Origin of the sequence: Nitrospira sp. SG-bin1 (assembly GCA_002083365.1) — a bacterium.
Taxonomy (GTDB): domain Bacteria; phylum Nitrospirota; class Nitrospiria; order Nitrospirales; family Nitrospiraceae; genus Nitrospira_D.
In genome coordinates, this window is sequence record LVWS01000044.1 from 40,053 (window position 1) to 67,028 (window position 26,976).

The 26,976-nt window shown below is 57.7% G+C and carries 27 protein-coding genes; all 27 read right to left on the reverse strand.

From position 1 onward, the window contains the following. Positions 1–6: 6 nt before the first annotated feature. The 27 genes from A4E19_09370 to A4E19_09500 all read right to left on the reverse strand — a co-directional run bounded on the left by A4E19_09370 (position 7) and on the right by A4E19_09500 (position 26,963). Positions 7–1,422, reverse strand: a complete 1,416-nt coding sequence (locus A4E19_09370; GenBank protein OQW30511.1) for a hypothetical protein — start codon at positions 1,420–1,422, stop codon at positions 7–9. Further along, positions 1,419–1,673 carry a hypothetical protein gene (locus A4E19_09375; GenBank protein OQW30512.1) on the reverse strand — a complete coding sequence of 85 codons (255 nt, stop codon included), beginning with the start codon at positions 1,671–1,673 and terminating at the stop codon, positions 1,419–1,421. The genes A4E19_09370 and A4E19_09375 overlap by 4 nt, the downstream gene beginning before the upstream one ends. A gap of 23 nt (positions 1,674–1,696) precedes the next feature. Continuing rightward, positions 1,697–2,359, reverse strand: coding sequence for a hypothetical protein (locus tag A4E19_09380; GenBank protein OQW30513.1), 663 nt, complete (start codon positions 2,357–2,359; stop codon positions 1,697–1,699). Positions 2,360–2,816: 457 nt separating this feature from the next. Then, complete coding sequence (locus tag A4E19_09385; protein ID OQW30599.1) at positions 2,817–3,446, reverse strand: NADP oxidoreductase; 630 nt, start codon at positions 3,444–3,446, stop codon at positions 2,817–2,819. Between the two features lie 439 nt (positions 3,447–3,885). After that, the gene (locus A4E19_09390) at positions 3,886–4,440 is read right to left on the reverse strand and encodes a hypothetical protein (GenBank protein ID OQW30514.1); all 555 of its coding nucleotides are present in this window, start codon (positions 4,438–4,440) and stop codon (positions 3,886–3,888) included. Between the two features lie 241 nt (positions 4,441–4,681). Further along, on the reverse strand, positions 4,682–5,614 hold the full coding sequence (locus A4E19_09395) for a hypothetical protein (protein OQW30515.1): 933 nt from the start codon (positions 5,612–5,614) through the stop codon (positions 4,682–4,684). Between the two features lie 150 nt (positions 5,615–5,764). Next, complete coding sequence (locus tag A4E19_09400) at positions 5,765–6,811, reverse strand: aldo/keto reductase (GenBank protein ID OQW30516.1); 1,047 nt, start codon at positions 6,809–6,811, stop codon at positions 5,765–5,767. A 49-nt stretch (positions 6,812–6,860) separates the two neighbouring features. Continuing rightward, positions 6,861–7,556 carry a short-chain dehydrogenase gene (locus A4E19_09405; GenBank protein ID OQW30517.1) on the reverse strand — a complete coding sequence of 232 codons (696 nt, stop codon included), beginning with the start codon at positions 7,554–7,556 and terminating at the stop codon, positions 6,861–6,863. Between the two features lie 9 nt (positions 7,557–7,565). Further along, entirely contained in the window at positions 7,566–8,156 is a 591-nt protein-coding gene (locus A4E19_09410) for a hypothetical protein (GenBank protein ID OQW30518.1), read from the reverse strand. A 15-nt stretch (positions 8,157–8,171) separates the two neighbouring features. Beyond that, positions 8,172–8,789, reverse strand: a complete 618-nt coding sequence (locus A4E19_09415) for an SAM-dependent methyltransferase (protein ID OQW30519.1) — start codon at positions 8,787–8,789, stop codon at positions 8,172–8,174. Positions 8,790–8,793: 4 nt separating this feature from the next. Beyond that, on the reverse strand, positions 8,794–9,354 hold the full coding sequence (locus tag A4E19_09420; GenBank protein ID OQW30520.1) for a disulfide bond formation protein DsbA: 561 nt from the start codon (positions 9,352–9,354) through the stop codon (positions 8,794–8,796). A 19-nt stretch (positions 9,355–9,373) separates the two neighbouring features. Beyond that, positions 9,374–9,859, reverse strand: coding sequence for a hypothetical protein (locus A4E19_09425; GenBank protein OQW30600.1), 486 nt, complete (start codon positions 9,857–9,859; stop codon positions 9,374–9,376). A gap of 157 nt (positions 9,860–10,016) precedes the next feature. Further along, positions 10,017–13,199, reverse strand: coding sequence for an RND transporter (locus A4E19_09430; GenBank protein OQW30521.1), 3,183 nt, complete (start codon positions 13,197–13,199; stop codon positions 10,017–10,019). Continuing rightward, positions 13,196–14,395 carry an efflux transporter periplasmic adaptor subunit gene (locus tag A4E19_09435; protein ID OQW30522.1) on the reverse strand — a complete coding sequence of 400 codons (1,200 nt, stop codon included), beginning with the start codon at positions 14,393–14,395 and terminating at the stop codon, positions 13,196–13,198. The genes A4E19_09430 and A4E19_09435 overlap by 4 nt, the downstream gene beginning before the upstream one ends. Positions 14,396–14,419: 24 nt before the next feature. After that, a complete protein-coding gene (locus A4E19_09440; GenBank protein ID OQW30523.1) occupies positions 14,420–14,698 on the reverse strand; it encodes a hypothetical protein in 279 nt (92 codons plus the stop codon). A gap of 168 nt (positions 14,699–14,866) precedes the next feature. Beyond that, a complete protein-coding gene (locus A4E19_09445) occupies positions 14,867–16,954 on the reverse strand; it encodes a Fis family transcriptional regulator (GenBank protein ID OQW30524.1) in 2,088 nt (695 codons plus the stop codon). A gap of 153 nt (positions 16,955–17,107) precedes the next feature. Further along, a complete protein-coding gene (locus tag A4E19_09450; protein ID OQW30525.1) occupies positions 17,108–17,536 on the reverse strand; it encodes a hypothetical protein in 429 nt (142 codons plus the stop codon). 82 nt (positions 17,537–17,618) lie between these two features. After that, positions 17,619–19,052: a glutamine synthetase gene (locus A4E19_09455; GenBank protein OQW30526.1), complete on the reverse strand. Its 1,434-nt coding sequence runs from the start codon at positions 19,050–19,052 to the stop codon at positions 17,619–17,621. A gap of 133 nt (positions 19,053–19,185) precedes the next feature. Beyond that, positions 19,186–19,701, reverse strand: a complete 516-nt coding sequence (locus tag A4E19_09460; protein ID OQW30527.1) for a hydrogenase maturation protease — start codon at positions 19,699–19,701, stop codon at positions 19,186–19,188. Next, positions 19,698–20,009 carry a hypothetical protein gene (locus A4E19_09465; GenBank protein ID OQW30528.1) on the reverse strand — a complete coding sequence of 104 codons (312 nt, stop codon included), beginning with the start codon at positions 20,007–20,009 and terminating at the stop codon, positions 19,698–19,700. Before A4E19_09465 ends, A4E19_09460 begins: the two co-directional genes overlap by 4 nt. After that, positions 20,006–21,061 carry a hypothetical protein gene (locus tag A4E19_09470; protein ID OQW30529.1) on the reverse strand — a complete coding sequence of 352 codons (1,056 nt, stop codon included), beginning with the start codon at positions 21,059–21,061 and terminating at the stop codon, positions 20,006–20,008. The genes A4E19_09465 and A4E19_09470 overlap by 4 nt, the downstream gene beginning before the upstream one ends. Further along, positions 21,058–21,717 (reverse strand): hypothetical protein, encoded by a 660-nt coding sequence (locus tag A4E19_09475; protein OQW30530.1) that lies wholly within the window; start codon positions 21,715–21,717, stop codon positions 21,058–21,060. The genes A4E19_09470 and A4E19_09475 overlap by 4 nt, the downstream gene beginning before the upstream one ends. Further along, complete coding sequence (locus A4E19_09480) at positions 21,698–22,345, reverse strand: hypothetical protein (protein OQW30531.1); 648 nt, start codon at positions 22,343–22,345, stop codon at positions 21,698–21,700. Before A4E19_09480 ends, A4E19_09475 begins: the two co-directional genes overlap by 20 nt. Positions 22,346–22,348: 3 nt before the next feature. Further along, positions 22,349–22,933, reverse strand: a complete 585-nt coding sequence (locus A4E19_09485; protein OQW30532.1) for a hypothetical protein — start codon at positions 22,931–22,933, stop codon at positions 22,349–22,351. 18 nt (positions 22,934–22,951) lie between these two features. Continuing rightward, positions 22,952–24,748: a hydrogenase gene (locus A4E19_09490; protein ID OQW30533.1), complete on the reverse strand. Its 1,797-nt coding sequence runs from the start codon at positions 24,746–24,748 to the stop codon at positions 22,952–22,954. 23 nt (positions 24,749–24,771) lie between these two features. Then, positions 24,772–25,845 carry a hydrogenase expression protein HypE gene (locus A4E19_09495; GenBank protein ID OQW30534.1) on the reverse strand — a complete coding sequence of 358 codons (1,074 nt, stop codon included), beginning with the start codon at positions 25,843–25,845 and terminating at the stop codon, positions 24,772–24,774. A 53-nt stretch (positions 25,846–25,898) separates the two neighbouring features. Then, entirely contained in the window at positions 25,899–26,963 is a 1,065-nt protein-coding gene (locus A4E19_09500) for a hydrogenase expression/formation protein HypE (protein OQW30535.1), read from the reverse strand. Positions 26,964–26,976: the final 13 nt, after the last annotated feature.

Below are 26,976 nucleotides of genomic sequence, written 5' to 3' on the forward strand. Positions count from 1 at the left end.
CGACTCCTATGATTTCTGCTTCGCGCCGTTGATTTTGATCGGCAAGCGGACGACGAATGTCGTGTCGCCGGGCTTCGAGCTGAACTCAATCTCGCCGCCGTGGCGGTCCGTGACAATTCGGTAGCTGATGATCAATCCCAGTCCCGTGCCCTTGCCGACGCCTTTCGTCGTAAAGAACGGCTCGAACAGGCGGGGCTGGATGTCTTTGGGAATACCGGTTCCATTATCATGAATCTCCACCACCACGTGGTCATCCTCGCGGCTGGTACGGACGCGCACTTCTCCGCGATCGCCGCCGGCGTCGATGGCGTTGTCGATCAAATTGGTCCAGACCTGATTCAGCTCGTTCCCATAGGCGCGGATGCGCGGAAGCGTCCGATCGTAGTCACGGGTCAGAGTGACGTGTTTGAGTTTGTGCGAGAGCATCGTGAACGTACTGTCCAGCCCTTCATGGATGTCGACCTCTTGAAGCGGCGCACGCCCCTCCTGCGAATAGGCCTTCACCGCGTTCACCAGTTCGGCGATACGCGTGGTGCTGTGATCCACCTGCTGGACGAGGTCTTCCAACGTGGGCGTGCCGGCGATCCATCCCAGCACGTCTCCCAGGGCGTCTGCCGGAAATCGGCCAGCAACCTGTTCGAGCCAGGCCGTATCGAGCCCCGCAGTCACGAACACTCCGGCGAGTGTCCAAGCGTCCGCCAGCCCACGCCGCTTCAGCCAATCGGCCATGTGCTCCTCACGATCGCTGCGGGCAAGCGGGTCCAACGAGCCCGATGGCCGAGGATGCGACGCCATCTCCCGTTGGACTTGAGCCAGCGCGTCGGCATGTTCCGGCGACAACTGTCGTTTGTTCAGATGGCAGGCGAGGGAAGGAAATCGAGCGGCCGCTTCGCGCAATTCAGACGCAGCGCGGCGAGCGGCGGAGGCCGGGTTATTGAGCTCATGGGCTAGGCCGGCTGCCATGGTGCCCAAGGACACGAGTTTTTCCCGCTGCTGCGAAAATCCTTCGAGGCCTCGGAGCCTCGCCGCCATCGTGCGGAGAATCTCCGTGGCGACCGACGGACACATCCGCATCATGGTCCAAAACCGTTCTTTGGAATAGCGCAACAGCCTGCAGGCAATCCTGGCCCGGCCGTCCACGAAGTACGGCATATCGAGCAGCAGCGGCACCTCACCGAAAAACTTCCCGGCCGTATGGACGGCCATCACCACTTCCTGACCGCCGTATATTTTGCTGACCCGAATCTCCCCTTCGAGAATGACGTAGAAGTAGTCGGCAGGCGCCCCTTCACGCGCCACCATTTCACCCGCCGGCACATGAATCTCTTCACCTTGTTCCAGGCAGCCGTTCTCTTCCTCGGACAGACCGGCGAACAAGGGGAGTTTTCGCCATTCAGCGGAATTCATCACGTGACCTGTCACTGCTCATAATCCTCAACGACTTCCGACGGCCGAACGTGCGCTTCGCTAGGATCTTGTCCGGCGTCGCACAAGCCGCGGCGTTGCCGCAGCAGATCCCAGCACTGATCCAGTTCCACCTCAATGGTGTTCAGCCGCGCCGCTCGGCGTCGGAAAGCACGGCCAGCGCCGCGCCGTCCGTACAGCCACCGCTCATCCGCGACCAACTCCTGAATATGATCCAGAACCGGCTGATCTGTTCGTGGCTCATTCATGAGCGACCTCCTCAGATCACGGCTCAGCGTGGGAGCCCTTGAGGCTCAAGATTCTCCAGCCGCGCGCGCTTGGCTCGTATCGCGGGCGGAGGCACGATATTGCCCTGGGCCATGAGCCTCGCTCCGCGCAAGGCCTTTGCCGTTCGGGCGATGTTTGCACCATGGTGGAAAGCGGCTTTGAGGCCTTCCGGACTCATGCCGCTGGGCAAGATCGGCTGCAAGCTGGCGTCGTTCGTGCGGATGTGGGGCCCCCAATGCATGCCGGCAGTGTCGTAGCCTGGCGTGGTCTTCGGCAACGTAACGAGCACCATCCCCAGCGATGCGAGATTGGCCAGCATACTGATCTGGGCCAAGTCGCATCCTCCGCCACAATCCCCATAGCCGCCGCCGGTGGTGAAGACGCCGCCAACCCGACCAACGAGGTCGTCGAAGAACCAGCTCGGCTCGCAAAGCTGATCGATAAAGCGCTTCATCTGCCAGCTCATGGTTCGCTGCTGAACCGGCGAGCCTAGGATCATGGCATCGCAGTCCTTGAAGTCAGTCCGCTGGACTTCATCGACCGATTTGGCGACGGCATCCGTATCCTCGACAGACTCTGCACCCTCCGCCACAACTTCAGCCATGCGCTTGGTGTGGCCCGGCGTGGAGTGATAGACGATTAACACGCGGATGGGATGGTTCGGCATGGCAATCCCCTCCTTCGATTCGATTGGGCGTGCTTCTTGGCAAAAAATTCCTGCTATAACCTTGCGTCGCGCTGGTATCGCCGCTATTAACAGTCACCATGGGTGTTTGCCAGAGGTACTGAACAGACTCCAGCCGGCGCAGCATGGAGTCCGCGACATTGGCGCGCGAGATCTTCCCCGCCATGACCCCCCTCAAGTCGGTCAGTACACCGATGTCTTCACCGTCAATCGTTCATGGCGCTGGGCCGTCGCTGCCGCCTGTCGGATCAACGCAGTGACGACATCCCCTCCCGCCAGCGCCTGTTGAGTCAGTTCTCTGCCGATGCCTCGTGACGCCTCGATTCCCATCTTTCCTCTCTACATCATGTCGTTGTCAGCAGGGTAGGAAGTAAAGGCGCATGTCGCATCTCGACGCTTACGAGGTTCATGTCCGTAATCAGCGGATCGTAAGAGCCGATCACGCATGAGCGAAAGTCTCTGCTTGCCGCTGGTTTAAATTCTTGTTGTACACCGGTGTCCCCGGTTGTTGCCGACGGCCACCTTCGTGGAGTCCGCCTAAATCAATCGGAGCAAAGCCGATTTCTTCGATCAGCCGAGCGACAGTGGCTTTTGCGGCTGGATCATCCCCGGCCATGAAGATAGCTCGGCGATTTTCGAGCGACAGGTTCGTGTCGCCTTGTTCTGCCAAGTCTTTGTAGTAGATCGTGTTAAACGCTTTCACGACTCTGGTGCCGGGGAGATGCTCAGCTACCAACTCACTCGACGTCGTCTTGCCGAGGTCCAATGCGGCGAAATGGCCGTCGCGTTCAGGGTAATAATTTCCGGCATCGATGACGATCTTGCCGGTCAAGGCTTCGGCGGGAAGATCCTTATACTTGCCGAAGGGAATAGCGATCAGCACGACGTCCCCGAAACGTGCCGCTTCGTTTACCGTGAGTGCACGCGCCCGCACTCCAAGTTCAACGATCAAGGCCCGTAACGTGTCAGGTCCCCTCGAATTACTGACCGCCACGTCATGGCCGGCTTCTATAAACAGACGAGCCGCTGTGCTGCCGATATTGCCGGAACCTACAATTCCGATTTTCATCTTGGCACCTCCTACGCTGAGACGCCGGTGCGTCGAAGTATTGCCATCGCTCTCATGATCAAAGATGGTGACTTCTTCCGTGACGAATGCTCGGGAACGTGAGAAATCGACAAAGCGCGCCTCGTCGGCGATATAGGCCTTTGCTGCCTCTACGCCCTCCGGCGTCGATACCGAGGCGACAAAATCGTCCATGCATCTCCACCAGATTTCCGTGACACCGTCATACGCCGGAGTTTCGAGTCCTCGCGATGAGGCAATACCATCGTTCAACGGCGTCGAGAGCGTATGCGATTGCACATATCGAACCGCCTTGAGCGTATTGGCCAAGGATCGAATGTAGGGGCCATGATGGTCACGCCAATAGGCTCTGAATGCCTCCGCCGAAAGGGAGGGATGTCTCGTGATGCAATAGACAAACTTAACCATATAGCCTCCTTTCCTACTTCTTTGTGCAGCGAAGGTCCGCTTTCTGAAGCTCTGCTATCTTCTGATCATCGAACGGAATGGGAGCACAGCCGTGCCCCTTCTCACAGACGAAGTCATATCTCACCGCTGGCTGATGACAACTTAAACATGTCGCCCCTTGCGACAGATTGACGACGTTGTCTCCTCGATCTCTGATTGTTGTCCCTTCCTTGGAAACGTTTAAGGCGAAAAATTCCCAGCCGTTCGTCTTGGAAAACTTCTCGCGCGGATGCTTCACCATGGCCTCAAACGGAACCAGCTGAAGAATGGTACCGATGGGATATTCCTTGTCCGGTACGCTGTCTCGGAAGATCCGCATCGCTTCTTTCAACTTTTCAGGATCAGAATGCTTGAAGCGCGTATTTCTGACCTTTGGCCAGTCGAGGATGCACCCGAAGGTTTGTTCAGTGACAGCAAGATCTTGAGCCGACGCCGTCGTCAGCATCCAAAAGCCTAGGCCTGCTACAAGCACAATCTGCGTGCATGCCCAAATGAACGTATGACACCAGACCTTCATGATGTTACGCATGGTGTGTTCTCCTCTCTTCTATCGTCTGTTACAGGTAATGTGTCGGTTCGACATCACCTGGTTACGGACAGACGGAACTGAGTTTCGTTCATTGCGAACATGACGCAGAACCACGCCTTACCGCTCATCATCTGCTGATAGGCCTCACGAGATGGCCTGCCCCGAGAATTCCGATTTTCATCTTTATGTCTCCCGAAAATGGTTGTGGTGTCGTCTTTCGCCGACATCTGATTGAAACTCCTCACCCTGCGGAAACGCTCATCCCGCGCGCGTTTCCTACGCCAGTTCGCCTGGCGAATTGCTCCACCGATTCGGGGTGAATGTCTGGGTACCGCGCATTGTCCAGTGGATGCAGCTTCGCCAGGCCGCTGACCATGTTGTGGTGATATTGGAGCGCAATCCATTCCCACGGGTTGGCAGCCGTGGTCTGCTTTTCAGCGATAAGCCGCACGAGATCGTCGACGCTCCCTTGCATCTTGGGTTCGATGCGAAGACCATAGGCATGCGAGATGGATTCGGCGAACTGCGGCATGGACCGTACATCTCCGACGACGCGCAGCACTTCGGGAGCCTCCGGGTCGGCACACGCCGCCGCCACATAGCGGGCGGCATCAGCGACACTGGTGAAATCGCAAGGCTGGACTCCATCGCCAAAGAAAGGGAGAACGCCGCTCTTCCAATCGATGAACGGCGCCCGCGGATCGAGCATCGTATCTATGAACGCGCCGATGAGGACATGGATGGGACGAACACGGCGGTTCGCAAACAACGGCGCTACTTGCTTGCGCATCGCCAGATTGAAGTTTTCACTCGCGTCGATCTTGAAATAGTCGACCGAGAAATCGGACGGGATCAGGCGACGAACTCCCGCTCGTTCGGCGGCCTCGATGAGGTTCTTGTGTCCCACGACGAAAGTCGTTGGGTCATTCGGCAGGGTACAGACAACCACATGGACTCCTGCCATGGCTGATGAGAGTGTGTCAGGGAGCAGTGCATCGCCCGCGATGACGTCGACCCCTCTTGAACGAAATGCTTCACCGGCATCGCGCTTCTCTGGACGGATGAGCACACGAAGAACAAGATCTGATCGCTCAAGGATTGCTTCTGCGATGGCACTACCAAGCATGCCGGTGGCGCCAACAAGAAGTACACGTCGGCGTGGTCCATCATTCATAGAAACCTCCCGGTCAGGAGCACCAGACGAGTGTTACGCCGTATTGCCAGACCCGACAGTCCCGATTTTCATCTCGATACCGCCTGCTCGGCGAACCTCACATATCTGACGCTCACCCTCGCTCAGAATCCTCCGTTCCACAACCACCCGTTACGCTTCGATCAAGTCGCGCATGCCGCCATAGACAAACGTGCGGACCATGTCCTTCGTATAGAATTCATAGGGGAACCCCAGCTCGATCTGACTCGTCGACGTGAGACGATCGAGCAGTTTGGGCTCAAGTATCAGGTCTAGATTAGCCAGATTGTCCTTGAATTGGTGGAGTTTCTTCGCGCCGATGATGGGGATAATCGGCTGAAACCTTTGTCGCAGCCATGCCAAGGCGACCTGGGCAGGCGTCCGACCCACCTCCTGAGCGATCGCCATCACTTCCTGAACGATTGCCGTCGTCCGATTGCCATAACTGAAGAACTGCTGCATGTCCGGAAGATCCAGACGCGCGCCGTCGGACTTGCCGGCTTGCCCATTCTGAGTCAGATATTTGCCCGTCAGAACACCGCCGGCCAGCGGCGACCAGGCCGTCACTGTCAGACCCAGCGCCTGCGCCATTGGCAAGAGCTCCCGTTCCGGCGTCCGTTCAATGAGGCTGTATTCCACTTGCAACCCGACGAACGGTGTCCAGCCTCGTAAATTGGCGATCGTGTTTGCCTGCGCGACCCACCAGGCCGGTGCGTCCGACACACCGACGTAGAGGACCTTGCCTTGCCGTACGAGGTCGTCGAATGCCCGCATCACTTCTTCAACTGGGGTCATGCCGTCCCAAATGTGCATCCAGTAGAGATCAATATAGTCGGTCTTAAGCCGTTTCAGACTTGCCTCCACGGACTGCATCATGTTCTTGCGCTGATTGCCGCCGGCATTCGGATCGTTTCCGGGGGCGCTGTTCGTGTACTTTGTGGCGAGCGCAACACACTCGCGTCTGCCTTCCATGAACTCGCCTAGATAGGATTCGCTCGTTCCGTTCGTGTACAGATTGGCCGTGTCGATAAAATTCCCGCCAGCATTCAGGAAAGCGTCGAAGATCTTGCGGCTCTCCTCCTTGTTTGACCCCCACCCCCAATCCTCGCCAAAGGTCATCGTGCCCAAACAGAGCTCCGATACCCGAAGCCCGCTTTTGCCCAAGAGTTTGTACTTCATCGTGACGCTCCTTTCCGCTGTTGTTTGCCTTTCTTTCTTCTACGGATCCTCACCAGTCAATCACCTTCCGATCCTGGATGAATTTTCCGGTCAGCTCGTGCGGCGCCTCAGTTGCCAGCCAGACAATGCTGTCCGCACCTTGTGTGACCGAGCGGGGCGCGTTGCATCCACCCATATCGGTCCGCACCCAGCCGGGACAGACCGAGTTGACGGCGATCTTCTCTGGTGCCAATGCCGCCGCGAACTGGCCGGTGACCGCGTTGAGCGCCGCTTTCGAAATGCTGTAGGCCGGCGCCCAATGCCCCATGCCGGTGAGTTGACCGCCGGTACTCGAGACATTGACGATGCGCGCGCCCCGGCTCTTCCGTAGCAGCGGGAGAAACGCCTGTGTCACCATCAAGGGCCCGAGGGTGTTCGTTTCCAGGGTTCGTCTGAGCAGATCCGCATCCACGGTCGGCACGGAGTCATCGCCGTCCTCCAAGATGCCTGCGTTATTCACCAGCACATCGAGATGGTCCATGGCGGCGGACACTTCCTTCACCGCACGTTCGATGCTCGGTTGCTTAGTCACATCAAGCTCGACCACATGTATGCTGCTGCGCAACGTTAAGGCAGTCTTCTTGTCAGCTTTCAAATTCCTCGCTGTCAGACAGACGTACCATCCCCTCTCGACTAATTGCCGAGCCACTTCCAGACCGATACCTTTACTCGCTCCCGTGACAAGGGCGGTCTGTTCGCGATTCATGAGACGACCTCACTCCTTATTGTTTCTCGCGAAACGCGGAACCGGCGATCCATGCTCATGAACGATCACCCAGTTCTTGCCGCGCCGCTCCCACACGTTCGTCTGCCGCCCGGTGACCTTGACCTTCGTTCCGTCTTTCCCTTCGTTCTCGTAATCGAACGTGAAGGTAGTGACGGCGGCTTTATCGCCGACGAGCCGCAGGGTTACGTCCTGTCGTGGCACGAAGCGGTTGGTCTTCAATTTGCTGAACAGCTCCCGTTCCAAACCCTTCCGGTGCGCCGCCCAACTGGTGCTGACGCCTGGTGGCGCAAAATCGAAGATGATCACGTTGTCCCCCGGCGCATAGAACTGATCGAGCTTTTCCAGGTCGAGCGTGCCATCGGTCATCGTCCAGAGTTCACCGTACCGGTCGATACGCTTTTGGAAATCGGCAGCGGTCGGACTTCCCATCGAACTTGCGGCGGCGAATGACTGGGCAAACCCCTGGCCGACCACCAGAAACATCATCAAAACAATCGGGACCAGATGAGGCATTGCAACAGGCATCGTCCATCCCTTGATGATGAGACTGTCAACTGTTTCTGATTGTTGCCGGCTCATGGGAATAGGTCCTTTCTACCCGGACGAATCATCGGTTCGTGTGATTGAGGCCAACCATGCGTAAGCTCCGCCTTCATGGATGAGCGTCTCGAACGTGGCTTCTCGGATCTCGTCGACGGTCCAGCCCTTTCGAAAGGTGTCATGGATCTCTGCTTGCGTCACTCGCCGGGGGCCTTCTCGAGTCTCGCGCTCGCTGAAACACAGCATGAAGTACCGTCCGCCCGGCACCAGCACGGCCTCGAGGCTCCGCACAAATTCTGTCCGTTCCACGTCCGAAAACACGTGGAACAGCCCCGAATCAATGGCCGTATCGAACGTCATCCCGAGCGAGGGCAGGGCCAACGCGTCGACGAGGCGAAAGTTCACCTGGATGCCGCGCTGAAGCGACTTGGTTCTGGCCTTTTCAATGGCCGCACGGGCGGAATCGATTCCCCACACTTCATGGCCTAAGCCGGCGAGGTAGAGTGCGTTCTCCCCGGTTCCACACCCGACATCCAGCACCCTGCTGACGATGTGACCGGACTGCGCGAGACGGACAAAGGCCGGTTGAGGTCCGTTAATATCCCAGGGCGGAGTGCTGCTGTACGATTGATTGAACCCTCCCTCGGGACGTGTGGTCGTTTCCGTCGACATGGTGTTACCCTTTTGCGAGCGCCTGTTGGATTGCCGCTGAGAGCCCTGACACATCATCCGATCCATCATGACGTCGCCCATTGATGAAGAAGGTCGGCGTGCCCGTCACGCCGCTTTGTTTCCCGCTTAGCACATCAGTCTTTATCCGTTCGGCATGCGTGTGCCCTGTCACCTCATGCTGAAATCTCCGGATATCCAACCCCAAACGCGCGGCGTACTGAGTCAACTGCTCATGGTCGAGGTGGAATTGGTTGGCAAACAGGAGGTCCGCCATTTCCCAGAACCGTCCTTGACTGGCTGCCGCCTCTGTTGCTTCCGCTGCTTGCTGCGCGTGAGGATGCTTCGCTGTCAACGGGAAATGGCGAAAGACAAACCGCAAGCGGTCACCGTACTGAGCCCTCAATACTTTAGCGTGCCCGGCTGCCTGTCGGGAGAACGGACATTCGAAATCTCCATAGGTCAGCAGCGTCACGGGCGCGGTGGCCGGTCCTTGCACATGATCCTGGTCCCCGATCGGCGTGGCGAGCAGATCCGATGATTCTTTGTGTCTCAGCTCTTCCCCCATTCGTCGCAATTCGCAGAGATCACTCCTTGGCGGTACCGTCCTTCACTCCGGTATGAGCGGCTGGGAGTAGCGGTCCCGCGAGTTCGATGACGTTCCCGTTGTTGTCATGGATAAATGCGACGCGGCGCCGGTGGTTCGACAGCGGATATGTTTCGGCGGGGACAAACGTCGGGACGCCGCGCCGGTTCAGCTCACTCAGCGCCGTGTCGACATCGTCCACGATGAAGCACACATGAGCGAACCCTTGTGTGCGCAGGTGGTCGGCGAAGTCAGAAGGAGCAGGAGAGCCGGCTCGCGGTTGGCTCGTGCCGATGATCTCAAGGCGAAACCCGTTCAATGTGAGGTAGGCCAGTTGCAAATCCGGCAGTCCTTCGACCGTCCACCTCATCTCTTCCCTGAAGCTGAGCTTGTCTTGGTACCACCGCACACTGTCTTCAAAGTTGGACACTCCAATCAGGATATGATCGGCCCGCAGTCCGCCGAGTGCGGTTGATTCCCTCTCCACGGGGGGCTCTGGCCGCTGTGACAGGTAGGCGATCGACGATGCTTCTCCGGCCGGTGCCGGCATCCGGAACCGTTCAGAGAGCAACGGATTCGGATGCTTGAAATCCGGCCCCATGGCACAGGACACCACGAACATTGAGATCAGGAGGAACATAGGCTTAACCATATTCGGGTTCCTCTCCCGACGTAGGAATACCGCCGGTCTTCGCAGCAGTTTGTTTCGTGTCGGGCACGGCAACCGGAGAGGAGAACCGCCGAATCAGCGTGAAAAACAACGGCACGAAGAAGATTGCCAGAAACGTAGCTGCGAGCATTCCGCCGAACACGCCGGTCCCGATGGAATGCCGGCTCGCTGCCCCGGCACCGGTCGCTCGCACGAGCGGCAGTACGCCGAGCACGAACGCCATCGACGTCATGACAATCGGGCGAAAGCGCAGCCGAGCCGCTTCGATCGCCGCGTCGACAACTGGACGGCCCTCCGCCACTCGCTCATTCGCAAATTCCACGATCAGAATCGCATTCTTGACCGCCAATCCAATAAGCGTGACCAAGCCGATCTGGAAGTAGACATCGTTCTGCTGCTCTCGCAGCCAGACGGCCAGCAATGCGCCGAAGATGCCGAACGGGACCGCCAAGACGACGGAGAAGGGAACTGACCAACTTTCATACAGAGCGGCCAAGACTAAGAACACCATGACCAAGCCAAAGACGAAGGCGAGCAACGATTGCCCTCCCACTTTGCGCTCCTGATAAGACACGCCGCTCCAATCGATGCCGTAGCCGTTGGGGGTCAAGACGTCCGCCGCCACCCGTTCGAGTGCGTCGAGCGCTTGGCCGGAACTGTAGCCAGCGGCGGCGCCTCCCATGATCAGAGCTGTATTGATACCGTTGAAATGCGTGACCGGATCTGCGGCATTCACAAACTGGGGGGTAACGACCGTATCGAGCGGGATCATGGTGCGTTCAGGTCCTTGTCCGGGGTGCACATAGATCTTGGCAAAATCTTCGGCGCTTGACCGGTATTCAGGAGGGGCTTCTGTTTGTACCCGATAGACGCGGCCGAATTTGATGAAGTCGTTGATGTACAGGTAGCCAAAGTAGGCTTGCAGCGTATCGAATACGTCGGAGATCGGAACACCCAGAGCCTTGATTCGTTCGCGGTTGATGTGCGCATAGACGTGAGGAACGCTGACCCTGAAGATCGTATTGGCCGCCTGCAGCTCCGGTGCCTCTCTGGTTTTGGCGATGAATGATTGCACTGCGGAGGCAAACTCCCGCAGATCATGGCCGTTCGGATCTTGGAGCTGGGCGGTGAATCCCCCGGCGTTGCCGATCCCGCGGATCGGCGGAGGATTGAAGGCCAGGATGAAGGCTTCGGGAATGGAGGCAAAGAATTGATACGACCGACCGAGAATGGCCTGGGCTTGATCCCGTGGATCAGGCCGCTCTTCCCACAGTTTGAACGGCACGAACATGGTGGCCTGATTGGGTCCGCGCGATCCGAACACAAAGTTCAAGCCGGTGAAACTAATCACATGCGTTGCAGCAGGAATCCCCTTGTAGAACTCTTCCAGCTTTTTCACCACCGCGTCGGTCCGTTCATTGGAGGCTCCATCCGGCAGTTGAACCGACAGGACGATGTAGCCCTGATCCTCGTCGGGCAGGAAGCCGGCAGGGATGGTCCGGAACAATCCATACGCGGCTAGAAGAAGCACGCCGAATAAGGCGACGGACGTCAGTGGTCGTCTGATCAAGGGGACGATCCCACGGCCGTATCGTTCTGTCAGATATGAGAACAGGCGGTTGAACTGCCCGAAGAATCCTTTCTTGGTGCCATGGTGCGGCTGGAGGAGCAGCGCGCACAGAGCCGGGCTGAGTGTCAGCGCCACCAGACCAGAGATCGCCACTGAGAGCGCGATGGTCAGCGCAAACTGTTTGTAGAGTTGGCCGGTAATGCCGGGCAGGAATGCGACCGGGACGAACACCGCGGTCAAGACGAGGACGATGGCAATCACCGGCCCCGACACTTCTTCCATGGCCTTGATCGCCGCCGGTCTCGGCGCCAGGCCATCTTTCATGTGCCGTTCCACGTTCTCGACCACGACGATGGCGTCGTCGACTACGATCCCGATGGCCAGCACCATGCCGAACAGCGTCAATGTATTGATCGAAAACCCCAGTGCTGCCATGCCCGCGAAGGTCCCGATCAGCGAGACCGGCACCGCGATCGCAGGAATGAGCGTGGCCCGCCAACTTTGGAGAAACAGATAGACCACAAGAACGACGAGGACCAGGGCCTCGCCGAGCGTTTTTACTACCTCCTTGATCGACACTTCGATGAATTTTGTCGTGTCGTAGGGAATGATATAGCGAATCCCCGGCGGAAACGTTTTGGCGATCTGTTCCATTTCACGATTGATGCGACCGATCGTCTCCAACGCATTCGCTCCAGGTGCGAGAAACGTCAGCAGTGTGGTGGACGGTTGCCCGTCAATCCGTCCTTCCAGCCCATAGGCCTGGGCGCCCAGCTCAATGCGCGCCACGTCGCGGAGACGGACGATGGATCCGTCCGGCAAGGCTCGGACGATCAGATCTTCGAAGTCACCGACCTCGGTCAACCGGCCCAACGTGAGAATGGTCAGAGTCAACACCGTTCCCTTGGGGGCCGGCGCGCGCCCGATAATGCCGGCAGGAAAGTCGCGGTTTTGCTCTCGAATAATGTCGGCGATGTCGGTAGGCGTGAGCCCGAAACGGGTCATGCGCTCGGGATAGAGGACGATCCGCATACTGTAGTTCTGCTGCCCGAAGATCTGGATGTCACCGACCCCTGGAAGTAACTTCAGGCGGTCGATAACGTTGATCAACGCGTAGTTCGACAGGAAAACCCGGTCGTACCTCGGATCGTCGGATTGCAGAAAAATGACGTTCAACAAGTCCGGCGTCACCTTCTTGACCGAGATGCCTTGCCGGATGACTTCCTGAGGAAGCTGTGGTTCCGCTAATTTTTCCCGGTTCTGCGCCTGCACGGTTGCGATATCGATATCCGTCCCGACCTCAAAGGTCAGGCGCAGCACCATATGCCCATCGCCGGTGCTGGTCGAGTCGAAGTAGAGCAGATGGTCGATGCCAGGCAACTGCACCTCGATTGGGCGAGCCACGGATGTCGCCACGACTTCCGCGGTCGCCCCAGGATAGTCGGCTTCGATTTGCACAGTCGGAGGCGTAATCGGAGGAAACTGCGCGATGGGGAGGGTTCGCAGGGCGAGCAACCCGATCAACACAATCACGATCGACAGGACCGACGCAAAGATCGGCCGCTCGATAAAGAAGCGCGGACTCATTCCCGCACCTCCGTATCGGTCCGCGAGACAGAAGGGCCGTCCGGACGGGCGCTGGTGGGCCAGTCCTCGGTTCGCACCTGTACCCCCGGCTGGATTCGTTGCATCCCCTCCACCACCACGCGATCTCCTGGATCAAGCCCGCTCTCCACCATCCACTGATCTCGTTGCCATCTCATGGTGCGAATGTTTCGAGGCTCCACTTTACTGTCCGTTCCCACGATGTACACGAAGGATCCGTTCACCCCTTGTTGGACTGCTTGTTGTGGGACCAGCATCACATTGGGACGCTTGGCGCCTACCATGTGCACCTTCACAAACAATCCCGGAAGTAGTCGCTTGTCAGGATTGGGGAAGCTGACTCGAAAATCTCGTCCACCGGTTGCGGCCCGCATCCCGACTTCCAATACGTCCAGCTGCCCTTGGTGCGCATAGGTCGAGCCGTCGGCCAGCGTCAGGATGGCTTTCAACTGGTAGGGATCGGGGGTGTCGAAGTACACAATCTTCTTGGCAGCGATGTCTTGGAGTCGTTTCAGGATGAAGACTTCCGGCACACTGCCGTTGACATACATGGGATCCAGTCGGTGCAACACGGTAAGCAGGTCGCTCTGGGCCGTGATGAGGCGCCCTTCATGGACGCGGCTCCGCTCGATACGCCCGTCAATCGGTGCGACGATCTGGGTATTGTCCAGATCGAATTTCGCTTTCACGAGTTCCGCCTTCGCCCGATTCAAGAACGCCTTGGCAGCCAACTCTTCGGCGATGGCGTCGTCGACGTCCTTTTTGCTCACCGCGTTTTCTTTTAACAGCGGCTCCAGCCGTTCCAAGTTTTGTACCGCTTGAACCACGCGCGCCTTGGCTTGCGCAATATTGGCCTCGGCGCTCTGGGCCGCCGCCTGGAAGGGAACCGGATCGATCTGATAGAGACGGTCCCCTTTCTTCACATCGCGCCCTTCCTTATAGAACCGCTCTTTGAGGAGACCGGTTACCTGCGCGCGGATTTCCACCACTCTCGAGGCTTCCGTCTCGCCAAGAAACTCCGGCTCGTCCGCGACGATCTGTGGCGACACGGTGACGACTTTCACTTCTGGAAGGGGCACGATGACGGAGGAAGCCGCCTCCTTTTTGCAGGAGGAAAATGCCGCGACCGACAAGCCGGCGAATACAACCGTCAATGATGCTCGAATGAAATTCCTCATCTCATATCCCCGATCGACATCGATTTATGACTCAGCTCGTTTGGTGATGGCCTCCACAATCGATTCAATCCAACAGCTGGTGGCCGCGAGCTGAGCCCCTTGCTTCCACAGTTGTTGCAAGAGCTTCTTGCCCTCTTCATCGATAAAAGTCACACCTTCTAAATCCACGATGAGGTGTCCGGCCTCCTGACACTCGACGCTCTCTCGATACCGAGCCAATTCGTGTACCCACGTACCCATGAGTCGACCTTCGAGCTTCAGTACCGTACGTTCCGGTCCATCGAGTCTTGTAATTCTGAGCACGATCCGCTTGCTCCTTTTCCCCCACAGGGCAAAAGATATTCCTCCCCCACAGCCTACGGCGGAGAAAACAAATCTATGTGAAAGGGTTGAAGAAACTAGTCGATCTGGAAGATCACTTGAGAGCAGCTGACTGTCGAGATGCCGACAGATGTCGACATCTCGACATTACTAAGGACGGGAGATGGCAAGTTTTTGCATACGGGAAATGAGGGTTGTGCGTTTCATGCCCAAACGAGCCGCTGCGCCGGACGGACCGCTGATTACCCACTTCGTTTCGTTCAAAATACGGAGGATGTGGGTCCGTTCGATCTCGTTCAGATGCGCCGTCCCATTTGAAGACATGATCGACTTACCCGGTTCCAGTTCGGTCAATGGAACCAGCAAGACCGGACCGGGTGAGAGGATGACCGCCCGTTCGATGAGGTTTTGAAGCTCGCGAATATTTCCGGGCCACTGGTAAGCTGAAAGCCTGGCCATGGTCTCTGTCGGGATCGTTACGATTTCCCTGTTCATCTGCCGCGCATACTTCTGGGCAAAGTATCGAACGAGGAGCGGAATGTCTTCCGGACGCTCACGAAGCGGGGGTACGATGATGGGAAACACATTGAGTCGATAATAGAGATCGCTGCGAAATTGCCCCTGCTCCACCATTTTCTTAAGAACTCGATTCGTCGCGGCAATCAGTCGGACCTCCACGCGGATCGTCCGTGTGCCACCCAGCCGTTCGAATTCCTGTTCTTGCAGCACGCGCAACAATTTGGATTGCAACTCCAGCGGAAGGTCGCCGATTTCGTCCAGAAACAGGGTCCCCCGATGAGCCAACTCGAATCGCCCCACCTTTTGTGCAATTGCGCCTGTAAAGGCTCCCCGCTCGTGACCGAATAGCTCGCTTTCCACCAGCCCGGTGGCGATGGCTGCACAATTCATCCTCACGAACGCGCGTTCTCGGCGTGAGCTCAGACCATGGAGCGCCCGAGCGATGAGTTCCTTGCCGGTTCCGGTTTCACCCATGATCAAGACGGTCGAGTCGGTTGGTGCTACGTGCTCCACTTGCTTAAGGACCCGCTTGAGCGCGTTGCTCTCCGCCACAAACTCTTTGAAGTTGTACGAGGTTTTGATTTCTTCTTCGAGGTACAGCTTCTCCTCGGCCAGCTTGTTTTTTAATTCCTCGATGGCCAGATAGGCGAGGGCATTTTCCACCGCGATGCTGATCTGGTTCGCCACTTGTTGGAGGAGATCCGCATCCACCTGCGCGAAGGCAGCCTCCTGAAAGCTCGCCACATTCAGCACACCCAACACTTGCCCGTGGGCGATCAACGGCACGCAACATCCCGACTGCACACCCTCTGCCTTCAAACGACAGACAAAGTCGGAGTGGTATCCTTCATAATCCGATGCGGTGAAGAGGACGGGCTGCTTCGTTGTGATGGCAACGCCGGCGGGAACCTCATCGGCTTGGCGGATCATCCCTTCGTGAATCCACCCCTTACCCTCCGGAAAATCCAACGCGTACAACCGCAGTTGGTTGTTCTCACGGTGATAGAGCCCGAGACTGCAGTAGTCATGCTTGACCACGTGCTGCAGACTCTTGCTGATCGCCACGAACAACTCCCGCACATCGAGAATGGATGCGACCGCGTTGTTGATGTCCAAGATCAACCGGAGCCGATCACGCTCTCGAATGAGTTGTTCCTGCGAAGATTCCGCCCGCGAAAAGTTTAGCGCGTTGTCCACGGCCACGGCTACCTGCTTCGAGACCTGCATCAGAAAATCGAGGTCGCATTCCGAGTAGGCCTCCCGGCTCTGACTTCCAAATCCCAGCGCTCCCAGGCGGCGATGGCTGGTTGTGAGGGGAACGGCACAGAATGATTGAATCCCCTCCCGACGCAGGAGTTCCATCACTTTGGGGAACCTGGTCTCCTGATCAAGGTGTTGAACCAACACAGGTTGCTGGATCTTCCACGCCATCCCACCGGGCGATTCATCGATGGAACACTCGATCTCCGTGGTATTGGCGCCGCCATGCCGCGTTTCCAGGATGTGCAGGCGCATGACGGCTTTGACGTCATCATGGAGCACGAGCTTGATGAAATCGAAATCCACGACGGCATGGAGCCGTTGCGCAAGGTCATGGAGGAGGACGGAGAGGTCGCGATGCAGGCTGATGGCTTCCGAGACCTGAAGGAGCGCCTCATAGCGTGGCGAGCAAATGTCTTCAGCGGACTTCAACACCAGACTCCTCCTTTGAGCGCTCAGTAATGGATGAGTCGACGTTCCGCTTTGGAGTAAATAATGCTAAACCCGCGCCTCCGCCAAAAGCTATAGATTTTTAACGATACAAGAGCTGACAACACAGATCGACAAGCCATTGAGGAGAAAGCTATTTTATTATGGAAGGTTCCATCGCTCTTATTCCGCTTCCCGCAGGTCTTCAACTAGATGCTCTTTCAGATGTCCTTCGACCAGGCCGAGGTCTGCTGGGATGGCATGTTTGATCATACTCCCGTCTTCCAATTCGACTGCATCTACCAGCAGTTCATCGCCAGCGCCGATGGTCACATCGGAAGAACCGCAGGACCGGCAGTTGAAGGGCGGTGCCGCAATATCCGTCATCTCACCACACTGGTTGCACTGAAGCACCGCATGAATCTGATCGATAGAGAGCATCGCCCCAGCGGCGCAGGTATCCTGGGACGCCAATTGGAACGAGAACTGAAGGCTCTCCGGCATCACCGCATGCAAGGTGCCCACTTGAAGATGGACCCCTTTGACCGGCCGGTCCTGCGCGACATCAAGCACGACCTCGAGAATGCCTTCTGCGAGCGCCATTTCATGCATGACGGCCTCCTTCTCCATGAGAGGGGTGTTGCGCAATGATTGGCTGTATGAGAAAACGCGCACGCCCTCTTTGGGCGGCCTGCTAGAACTGATTCCAGAGCATTTGATTGGTGACCTCATGGTGAAAGAGCACTTCTGAGACTTTCACGGTCGTCCCAAGCGCTTTCGGAGAACGATCGGCCGCCGATCGTTTAAAGGTCATATACTTCTGCCTACTCTCGTCGCCGAGGATCTTGGCGATAAACGTCGATTCCTGAAAGAGCGCGATCGCGTCGTTGATATTGCTCGGCAGGAATCGCACGGGATCGTGTCCCAACCCCTCCTGTTCCAGACGGTCCCCCTCAAAGCCGGTCTTGAGTATGGCGTACAGCACGAGGTAGGGGTTCGCATCGGGAGCGACTGAACGCACCTCGATACGCGCCGTCTTTTCGTTGGCCATCGGAATGCGGATCATCGAACCACGATCGATCGCCGAAACCTTGATCTGGTTCGGAGCCTCAAAATGTGGATCCAGCCGGCGATAGGCGTTCACCGATGAACTAAACACCAGGCACATCTCCGGTGCATGGTTCAAGAGTTTGAGAATGAAGTCCCACGCCACATCAGACAAACCATCTTTCCCCTTCGCGTCATAGAAAATATTCTTGCCGTTCTTGCTCAGAGACAGGTTGGTGTGCATACCGGACCCATTGATTCCGACGAATGGCTTCGGAAGAAACGTGGCCGTGTGCCCCATCGATCGAGCCACCTGGCGGCAGATCAGCTTGTACAGCTGCACCTGGTCTGCCGCACGCACGACATCGGCATAGGAAAAGTTCATTTCGAACTGCGAGGGCGCGACCTCCGGATGATCCTTTTCGTTCTTAAAGCCCAGTGCACGCTGGGCTTCCGCGCACTTATCGATAAACTGGCGGAGCGTGTCCATCGGGAGTGAGTGATAATATCCGCCCGATGAAATGAGCTTGAATCCATGCTCACGATAGCGTTGCTCGGCGTTCTGCCCTTCCACGAGGAAGCCTTCTATTTCGCTGGCGGCATATGCAATCAGATCTTTCCTTTTTTTTAGATCCTCCGAATACGATTTCAGCATGCTGCGGAAGTCGCTCTGATACGGTGTGCGATCACCGGTTAACACAGATGCAAAGAAAATCACCTTCCCCGCCCCGATCACGTCGGCTGGAAAGTACCGGATGGACGACCAATCGACTTCCAAACGCAAGTCCGATTCATGTTGCGGCGTAAACCCACGGATGGATGACCCGTCAAAGGTCAGATTGTTCAGCGACCCGAGCAGGAACTTCTTGTCGTAATCGAGCATGTGAAGCCGTCCTTCAATATCCGAAAAACACAACGTGACGGCCTTGATGTGCCTCTCTTTTTTCAGCCAGGTCGTATATTCCAGCTCCAGTTCGTCTGCATTGGCCTTCTCGGCACGCTGCGCCGCTTTCAGGTTCATCTCTTCAAGCTCGTCATATGGGATCTCGAGAAAGCTCTTCAGGTCCCCAGATTTACCCATCGCGTAGCTCCTTTCATCAGCTCGTGGGAGGAACGTGTAGGCTTGGACTCGGCATGACGCATACGTTGTTGGATTGACGGTTGTTTCCATCCAGACATTCAATGCATCCCTCTTCTGCTCGAGTGACAACGAGTTAGAGCTGAGCCTCTGCAAGAGATGAGAGATTACTCCGGATTCGACCGATAAGATTCTCGACGAGGGTGACGGCCTCTCCGACGGCCCTTTGCACCGGTTCGCTCAGGCCCATGGCTCCCTCTTCCGGTCCGAAGGTCGCCGGCTCGCAGCCGACGATGAGGACTCTGCGCGGCTGCCCACCCATCGCTGTGGCCATCTGAAGCACGTTCATCGGATTCATCCCGTGAGGCTCAAGGGCCATCTCTTGTCCGATCGATTCGGAGGTGTCCGGCTCGACGACGTAGAGAGTCCCTGGTTCGCCACCACGCGGCATGGCATCGATGAGCACGACGGCATAATGTTCTTCCATCAGCGCATAAGTCAGATCGAACCCTCTGATACCGAAGTCCTCGACATGCACGCTGTCCGGAATCGGCCGTTGTAAGAGCCGCTTGACGACCTCCACACCGAAGGCATCATCGCCGAGAAAGATGTTGCCGATGCCGGCGATGAGGATGCTGTGAGCACCGCTCATGCGTTCTCCTCGCTCCGGTCAACCGGATCGACCTCATCGGGAGAGAAGAAAAACCGATGACCGATGTGTCGTAGCTCGCCGAGATCCCTTCCTGGATCATCATCGACGATGACCGCAAGATAGGCGTGGCCCTCAAAGTCTTGTTCGATGGATGCGACGGTCGCGATCTTGCCGGCCAGGACGAGATCCATGATGTCCGCGCGAAACCTCGGTCGGAGGCGAATCCGATCACCAGCACGCACAAGGCAGGCTCCGATACGTACGGCTTCCAATCGTTGCTCCGGCTCACGAATTTCCCACCCGTTCATCCGGTATGCTCCGTCGTGTGAAGACTCTTCAGCGCTCCGTGCAGTTTCCACAGATGCTCCGCCGGAAGGCCGTCCGAACGTGTCAGTATCGATTCAGCCGGCGCATCGGTCAGCCGGACCTCTTGTTTCTCCTGGTCCGTCAATGTCTGCACTCTGAGCGTCAGCATCTCGTCGATCTCGGTTCCGTCAAAGAAGTCGCCCGGACTCTCCGGGGCGACCTGCGGGTAGTCGTAGAGGATGATCGGTGCCGCCAGCATCAAGGACCGGTCTCCTTCCGCTCCCGCAAGGACCGGCCAGACTCCGAGGTTCCGACATCCTCGAGCCTCGGCGCGGGCATAGTCCGGCGGATCAGTGAGCGACAGGAACGCTCCCCCTTCGACCGAGAGAATCAGATGGGTCGCGATCATAGAAAACGGCAAGATCTCTTCGCGGGATTTCTCCCAGGGCTGCCGGACGGACGTGCCATTGCGAAGAGTGACATGGAGTCGGAAGAGGCCCTCTGCCAACTGTGTGACTGCCAGATCGAGAAGCGCGGTGATCGCTTCCTGTTCCCTCGCCAGAAGCCCCGCCACTTGCCCGCCCGAACCGCGCAGTGGTTGCCACCCACACGTTCGAGAAAATGGAAAGGCGTAGGTTTGGGCATCGAAGAACAGCTCGTTGAACGTATGGGGGGCTATGTCCATCTCCCGCTCTACCGTCTCATCGAACGACTGATGGAAGTCTGTTCCCACCTGCAGCGAGTGGACGAAGTGGAATGCTGGACCGGATCGCTGGCTGCCGAGCGGTTCGAGTAACTGTCCGACTCTTCTCCTCACGACGCGGAGGAACCGTCCCTTGAGTTCAATCCTCGTTTCCGGTGTTCCTTCAAGCAAACATTCCGTCCGCATCGTAGAAGGGTCTGACTCAGGATAGATCCGATGGTAACTGTCCGGCACCAAGACGCCAAAGTTCCACCGTTTACGGTTCTTCAGGGCCGACGCCCGATAGGGATAGAGCAAGTACCCTTCATAGAGCACCGCATCGGCGATCTTCCGCACCGCATCCATGTTCATCCGACTCCCTCCCTCGCCTCTGTCGGCAGCAACCGCTCGAACACCCGCTCCCATGTCGCCAGCCCATGCTGCACCTTGTACCGATACAGCTGAGCAAACAGGTCTTTCTCCAGACACAGCCAATAGGTGTTCGGATAGTAGAGATCCATCATCTCTTTCCACGTTCGCACGGACAGACCATAGGTGACTTCCGTCTCCAGGGGGATCTGGCTGACCTGAATCGAGCCCTCTTCTCCTTCTTCAGGCTCATAGAAGACCGAGCCGCTGAACATCACACGCAGTGGGACGGTGCCCTCCTTTACGGCGTGAAAGTACTTCGCGACCGCCACGTTCATGTCATAGGTACAGGGTACGTCGAGGTAGACGGATCCGTGACCGGCAAACGGCGGGATGAGGACGGTTCCTCTCACCCACAGGAGGCTACGGACCGTCCGACTCCACCGCTCCGGTTCTCCGAACAAGTCGAGCAGGAGTGCTTGTGCCTCATGGTCGTACTGCCGCCCCCCTGGTTCGATCCAGACTTGATACTGCAGCATGATGGATTGGATCTGCTCCGAAGCTGGCTGGTTCGACAGCTTCAGCGTCAGTGCGAGCATCGGAGCCAGCGCGTAACGCAACGGCTCCGCGTGATCGATTTCAAAACGAAGTTCCGGCATGGGCCTGTTCCTTCACCCATTCAAAGAAGGCATCGAGTTCCCGTTTCGCCTCAGACCCGCCCGACAATCCGTGCCAACTGGTCCGCATCAACCCGATCAAGCGAAAGCAGTGGTCCATCGGCACTGTGAAGTATTCGCTCCGATTTTCGATCCGGTTGACGAGCAGCGCTTCCACATCCGGCATCACGTTAGTGAGTATGGGATTGTCGGCGACCAGCGATTGCCAGGCGTCCTGGTCGATGACCGTTTCGATCGGGCCGGCGGGGCTTGGATAGCCGGCCGTGATTTTTCCGATCGTGCTGTTGGCGTAGAAGAAGGCAAGGTTGACGGGAATCTTGAATCGGTCCCACTGCCACTCAGACATCCGCAGGTCCGGCAGGAAACGAATCGTCCTGGGAATGCAACGATAGGTGTCCCCACGAGCAATCGGCGACAGAATAGCGCAGGGTCGGCAGACACAATGGAGTCGGCGATTCGGCAATTCAAGCACGTGGTCATGTCCGGCGAACAGACCGGTGCCGCAGAGTTCGCACGGCTCATCGCCATTCGGTCGGCCGATGAAACGCTGAAGAAACCGAAAGGATCCCGTCGGTTCCGCAGAGGAAACAGTTTGAGCACCTTCGCGCATGATTTAGCCACTCACCGGCAGATCTCGTGTCGCACTCTTGACCTGATCCAACGGAATGAATGAGGACCCTGCAACGTCCCTATCCTCTTCAAGTCCCAGGATCTGCACATCGGCGAGCTCGGGCGCCGCTTCACAAAAGGCTTCTTCTATCGCCTGCTTCACGGTCGTTGCGAACCCACCATGGCTTTTGCCATTCCCATTGTGATGGACGCTCAGAATGACTCGGTCTGTTTCGATCGAAAGAATCTCCGCCGTCACTCCGTGCACACCTAATGATGGTGTGATCTTGTCCAGCGCCTGCTTGACCCGCTCCTCCACCGGCAAGGGATGCAACCCATACAAGAGCAAGAGCGGTTTCACGAGTTCGTCCTGGACGAACGCATGGGCCATGGCCTGGCCGGGCTCGCCCCCTTGCGAGACGATCTCGATCAGGCGAGCCAGTCCGGCCGAATGGAGATCCAGGAGCGTCTGTAAGAGGTCCTTCGTCTTCTCACGGACCAGCGGATCGGCAGCCTGTTCACTGTCGATGATCAGCTGCTCGATCCGCGCCAGGTTGTCCTGAAACTGTCGGTCGTTGGGGTTCTGCATGTTGTGCCCCACGCCGCGTTACATAGTGAGTCCGAACATGGGTGAATGTTTCACTTGCAACACTTTTCCCTCGCCGACGTACATGTGCACGCCGCAGGGCAGACAGGGATCGAAACTCCGCACCGTTCGCATGATGTCGATGCCTTTGAACTTGCTCGGCCCGTTCTCCTCGAAGATCGGTGTGTTCTGCACCGCGTCCTCGTAGGGACCCGGTGTCCCGTAGATGTCCCGAGGATTCGCATTCCAAGGCGTCGGTGGATAGGGATGATAATTGGCGATCTTGCCGTTACGGATCGCGACATGGTGCGAGAGCACACCACGCACCGCCTCGTGGAACCCGCAGCCGATCGCTTCATCCGGTACTTTGAAGTCGGACCAGACCGCCGTATGGCCGGCGTGCAATTCTTTCAGTGCCTGGTCGACGAAGTAGAGGGCCGCCGCAGCTGAGTAGGCTTGGAAGTAGGTCCGCGCACGGTCACGTTCAATGGCGTTGCTCCAGCGCGGGATCTTCCATTCCAATTCCGTCTCCGGCATCGAGACGGTCTTCGGCAAGTAGATCTTCACGCTGTGCCCGGTCGATTTGACGTAACCGATGTCGACGAGGCCCGCCAAGGCGGTCGACCAGAGCCGCGCAATTGCACCGCCGCCCGTGTCCAGCGCCAGGTGATCGCCCGTCCGCTTGTCATACCAGCGCGGCGACATGACCCAGGTGTATTTGCCGTTGAAATCCCGTTTCTGCGGTTTCGGCAATGTGGTCTGATTCCATGGATGGCGTTTGTCGACCGGATTACCGAGCGGATCGGTCTTGACGAAGGTTTCGGCATCATCCCAGTTGTCGTAAAAGGAGCTGCCGAGCAGAATGCGGATGCCCAAGTTGATGTCCACGAGATTGGTCGTGAGCAATTGGCCGTCGACGACGACACCGGGTGTGACATACATGGCCTCGCCCCACCGGTCCATGGTCTTATAGTTATAGTCGCAGACGTTTGGGTCTTGGTACGAGCCCCAGCAGCCGAGCAGAATCCGTCGCTTGCCGACCTCTTCGTAGCCCGGCAGCGCCTCATAGAAGAAATCGAAAAGATCGTCGTGCATCGGCACCACCTTCTTCATAAACTCCACATACTTCATCAATCGGACCAGATAGTCCGTAAACAGCTGGACAGTCGGCACGGTCCCGACTCCGCCCGGATAGAGCGTCGAGGGATGGACGTGCCGGCCTTCCATGAGGCAGAACATTTCGCGGGTGTACCGGCTGGTATGCAGCGCTTCCTTGTAGAAGGCGCCGGTGAAGGGATTCAGCGCCCGCATGATGTCGGCAATCGTGCGGTAGCCGTGGATGGAGGAGCGGGGCGCCAACGTCGTCTCGGCCTTGGCGAGCACGCCCGGATTCGTCTCCTTGACCATCTGTTCGCAGAAGTCCACGCCGACCAGGTTGTCTTGATAGAGACAGTGGTCGAACATGTATTCGGCGGCTTCGCCCAGGTTGATGATCCATTCGGCGAGCGGCGGCGGTTTCACGCCGAACGCCATGTTCTGTGCATAGACGGCGCAGGTGGCGTGGTTGTCCCCGCAAATCCCGCAGATGCGACTCGTGATGAAATGAGCGTCGCGCGGGTCTTTGCCCTTCATGAAGATGCTGTAGCCGCGAAAGATCGACGAGGTGCTGTGACATTCCACCACCTGCCGGTTGTCGAAGTCGATCTTGGTGTAGATCCCCAGACTTCCGACGATGCGGGTAATCGGATCCCAGGACATCTCGACGAGATTTTTCCGGCCGGCCGGCGTCGTTTCGACTGGCTTGGTCAGCGTACTCATGAGCATTCCTCCTTATTGCCTGATTACCTGGGCCCGAATGTTGGTTGATAGCCGGTCGTGAGCTCAGGCCGCGGATGGCGCCACTTCGGCTCTTGGTCGTTATGATTGATCGCCACACGTCTGAGCGCACGGATCGCCTTCCCGTAGAGCAGCCCCATCATGGAGGTGTAGAATCTCACCCCGGGTTGGGGGTCCATGAAAGGCATAAACTTGTCCGGGAATCCCGGCATGGTGCAGCCGATGCAGATCCCGCCGACATTCGGACAGCCGCCGATGCCGGCCATCCAGCCGCGCTTCGGCACGTTGCACTGCACGACCGGGCCTTTGCAGCCGAGTTGGACCAGACATTTGGGCGAGCCATACTCCTTGGCAAAATCACCCTGTTCGAAGTAGCTGCCGCGATCGCAGCCGACGTGTGTCGTCTTGCCGAACAACCAGGTCGGTCTCAACGCCTCGTCGAGTGGAATCATCGGAGCCAACCCCGCCGCCTGATATAGGAGGTACAGCAGGGTTTCCATGAAATTATCGGGCTGGACCGGACAGCCAGGCACGCAGACGATCGGAATGCCTGCGTTGGATTTCCACTTCCATCCGAGGTAATCGGCCAGGCCCATGCAGCCGGTCGGATTGCCGGCCATCGCATGGATCCCGCCGTAGGTCGCGCAGGTGCCGATCGCTACGACCGCGAGCGCCCTGGGCGAGAGCCGATCGATCCATTCGCAGGTCGTAATGGGCTGGCCGGTCTTCTTGTTGGTGCCGAGCGCCGCCCAATAGCCTTCCGCCTTGATCTTCTCGTTGGGAATCGATCCTTCCACCACCAGCACAAAGGGATCCAACTGTCCCGCTTCGGCGAGGTACCAGTACTTCATGAAGTCGTCTCCGTTTTCGTAGGCCAGGACAGGGTTATGCAGATGGACTTTAGGGAGGCCAGGAATGGCTCCGAGTAGAACATCTTCGATGCTCGGCTGGGTTGCCCCGGTGATTGCGACGGAGTCTCCGTCACAACCGAGACCTGCCGTCATCCACACGATGTGTACCTCTTTCACGGCGGGAGCCTTTTGTGTCTTCCGCCCGTAGGGGATCGTTGCTTCCGCCATAGTCGTACCTCCTTTGCTCCGACGTGGATGTCCTGTCCCGGTATTCGCCAGCCTCAGCAGATCCGAGGCAATTGTTCACCCATCATGAGATCCACGATGCGTGTGCCGCCGATCTTCGTCTTCATCACCACCATGCCTGGATGGTCTGCGACGACCTCGCCGAGGATGCACGCATCCCGGCCGCTTGCCAGACTTTTCATACGAGCGAGGACGGCGTCCGCTACGTCCCGCTGAACGATCGCGATCAGTTTCCCTTCGTTCGCCACATAGAGAGGATCGATGCCCAATATCTCACAGAGCCCTTTCACCGCTTCCTTGATCGGGATGGCCGTTTCGTCGATGACCATGCCGACCTTGGATTGTTTCGCCAGCTCGTTAAGGGTTCCGGCCACGCCGCCTCTGGTCGGATCGCGCAGACAATGAACCTCACGGCTCACGCCCAGCATCGAAGCCACCAGTTCATGGAGCGGCGCCGTATCGCTTACGATCGTACTCTCCAATTCCAATCCCTCTCTGGTGGACATGACCGCCATGCCGTGGTCGGCGATCGTGCCGCTCAGGAGAATTCGGTCTCCAACTTGTGCTCGATCAGCGGAGATGGTGATGTCCCGCTCAACCACACCGATTCCAGACGTGTTGATGAAGACCTTGTCACCGCTTCCACGATTGACCACTTTGGTGTCGCCGGTCACCAAGAGCACACCGGCCCCCTCGCAGGCTTTACGTACGGAGGTCACGATGCGTTCGAGATCGGTAATGAGACAGCCCTCTTCTAAGATGAAGCCGGCGCTGAGGAACAACGGTCGCGCCCCGCTCATGGCCAAATCGTTGACCGTCCCGTTGACGGCGAGCCTGCCGATATCGCCGCCCGGGAAAAACATCGGCGTCACCACGAATGAATCAGTGGTAAATGCGAGACGCACGCCGTTGATATCCAGGACAGCCTGATCGTTGAGTTTGTCCAAGTAGGGATTGTGGAAGGCAGGTATGAAGAGTTTGTCGAGCAAGTCAGCGGTCAGCTTCCCCCCACTGCCGTGGCCGAGCAAAATCTCATCGGATTCGAGTAACGGACGAGGGCAACTTCCCAAGAGGCTCGCGATATCGTTGTGCTTGTCCATGATGTTCTCCCTT

Coding starts and splice junctions, on each gene's coding strand:
- A4E19_09430 (OQW30521.1), bottom strand. CDS start 13,199: ATGAGTCCGCGCTTCTTTATCGAGCGGCCGATCTTTGCGTCGGTCCTG.
- A4E19_09495 (OQW30534.1), bottom strand. CDS start 25,845: ATGGCGGAAGCAACGATCCCCTACGGGCGGAAGACACAAAAGGCTCCC.
- A4E19_09455 (OQW30526.1), bottom strand. CDS start 19,052: ATGGGTAAATCTGGGGACCTGAAGAGCTTTCTCGAGATCCCATATGAC.
- A4E19_09480 (OQW30531.1), bottom strand. CDS start 22,345: ATGCGCGAAGGTGCTCAAACTGTTTCCTCTGCGGAACCGACGGGATCC.
- A4E19_09470 (OQW30529.1), bottom strand. CDS start 21,061: ATGAACATGGATGCGGTGCGGAAGATCGCCGATGCGGTGCTCTATGAA.
- A4E19_09375 (OQW30512.1), bottom strand. CDS start 1,673: ATGAATGAGCCACGAACAGATCAGCCGGTTCTGGATCATATTCAGGAG.
- A4E19_09465 (OQW30528.1), bottom strand. CDS start 20,009: ATGAACGGGTGGGAAATTCGTGAGCCGGAGCAACGATTGGAAGCCGTA.
- A4E19_09405 (OQW30517.1), bottom strand. CDS start 7,556: ATGAATCGCGAACAGACCGCCCTTGTCACGGGAGCGAGTAAAGGTATC.
- A4E19_09390 (OQW30514.1), bottom strand. CDS start 4,440: ATGCGTAACATCATGAAGGTCTGGTGTCATACGTTCATTTGGGCATGC.
- A4E19_09490 (OQW30533.1), bottom strand. CDS start 24,748: ATGAGTACGCTGACCAAGCCAGTCGAAACGACGCCGGCCGGCCGGAAA.
- A4E19_09485 (OQW30532.1), bottom strand. CDS start 22,933: ATGCAGAACCCCAACGACCGACAGTTTCAGGACAACCTGGCGCGGATC.
- A4E19_09395 (OQW30515.1), bottom strand. CDS start 5,614: ATGAATGATGGACCACGCCGACGTGTACTTCTTGTTGGCGCCACCGGC.
- A4E19_09400 (OQW30516.1), bottom strand. CDS start 6,811: ATGAAGTACAAACTCTTGGGCAAAAGCGGGCTTCGGGTATCGGAGCTC.
- A4E19_09435 (OQW30522.1), bottom strand. CDS start 14,395: ATGAGGAATTTCATTCGAGCATCATTGACGGTTGTATTCGCCGGCTTG.
- A4E19_09380 (OQW30513.1), bottom strand. CDS start 2,359: ATGCCGAACCATCCCATCCGCGTGTTAATCGTCTATCACTCCACGCCG.
- A4E19_09450 (OQW30525.1), bottom strand. CDS start 17,536: ATGCATGAAATGGCGCTCGCAGAAGGCATTCTCGAGGTCGTGCTTGAT.
- A4E19_09415 (OQW30519.1), bottom strand. CDS start 8,789: ATGTCGACGGAAACGACCACACGTCCCGAGGGAGGGTTCAATCAATCG.
- A4E19_09460 (OQW30527.1), bottom strand. CDS start 19,701: ATGAGCGGTGCTCACAGCATCCTCATCGCCGGCATCGGCAACATCTTT.
- A4E19_09420 (OQW30520.1), bottom strand. CDS start 9,354: ATGGGGGAAGAGCTGAGACACAAAGAATCATCGGATCTGCTCGCCACG.
- A4E19_09500 (OQW30535.1), bottom strand. CDS start 26,963: ATGGACAAGCACAACGATATCGCGAGCCTCTTGGGAAGTTGCCCTCGT.
- A4E19_09475 (OQW30530.1), bottom strand. CDS start 21,717: ATGCCGGAACTTCGTTTTGAAATCGATCACGCGGAGCCGTTGCGTTAC.
- A4E19_09385 (OQW30599.1), bottom strand. CDS start 3,446: ATGAAAATCGGAATTGTAGGTTCCGGCAATATCGGCAGCACAGCGGCT.
- A4E19_09410 (OQW30518.1), bottom strand. CDS start 8,156: ATGAGCCGGCAACAATCAGAAACAGTTGACAGTCTCATCATCAAGGGA.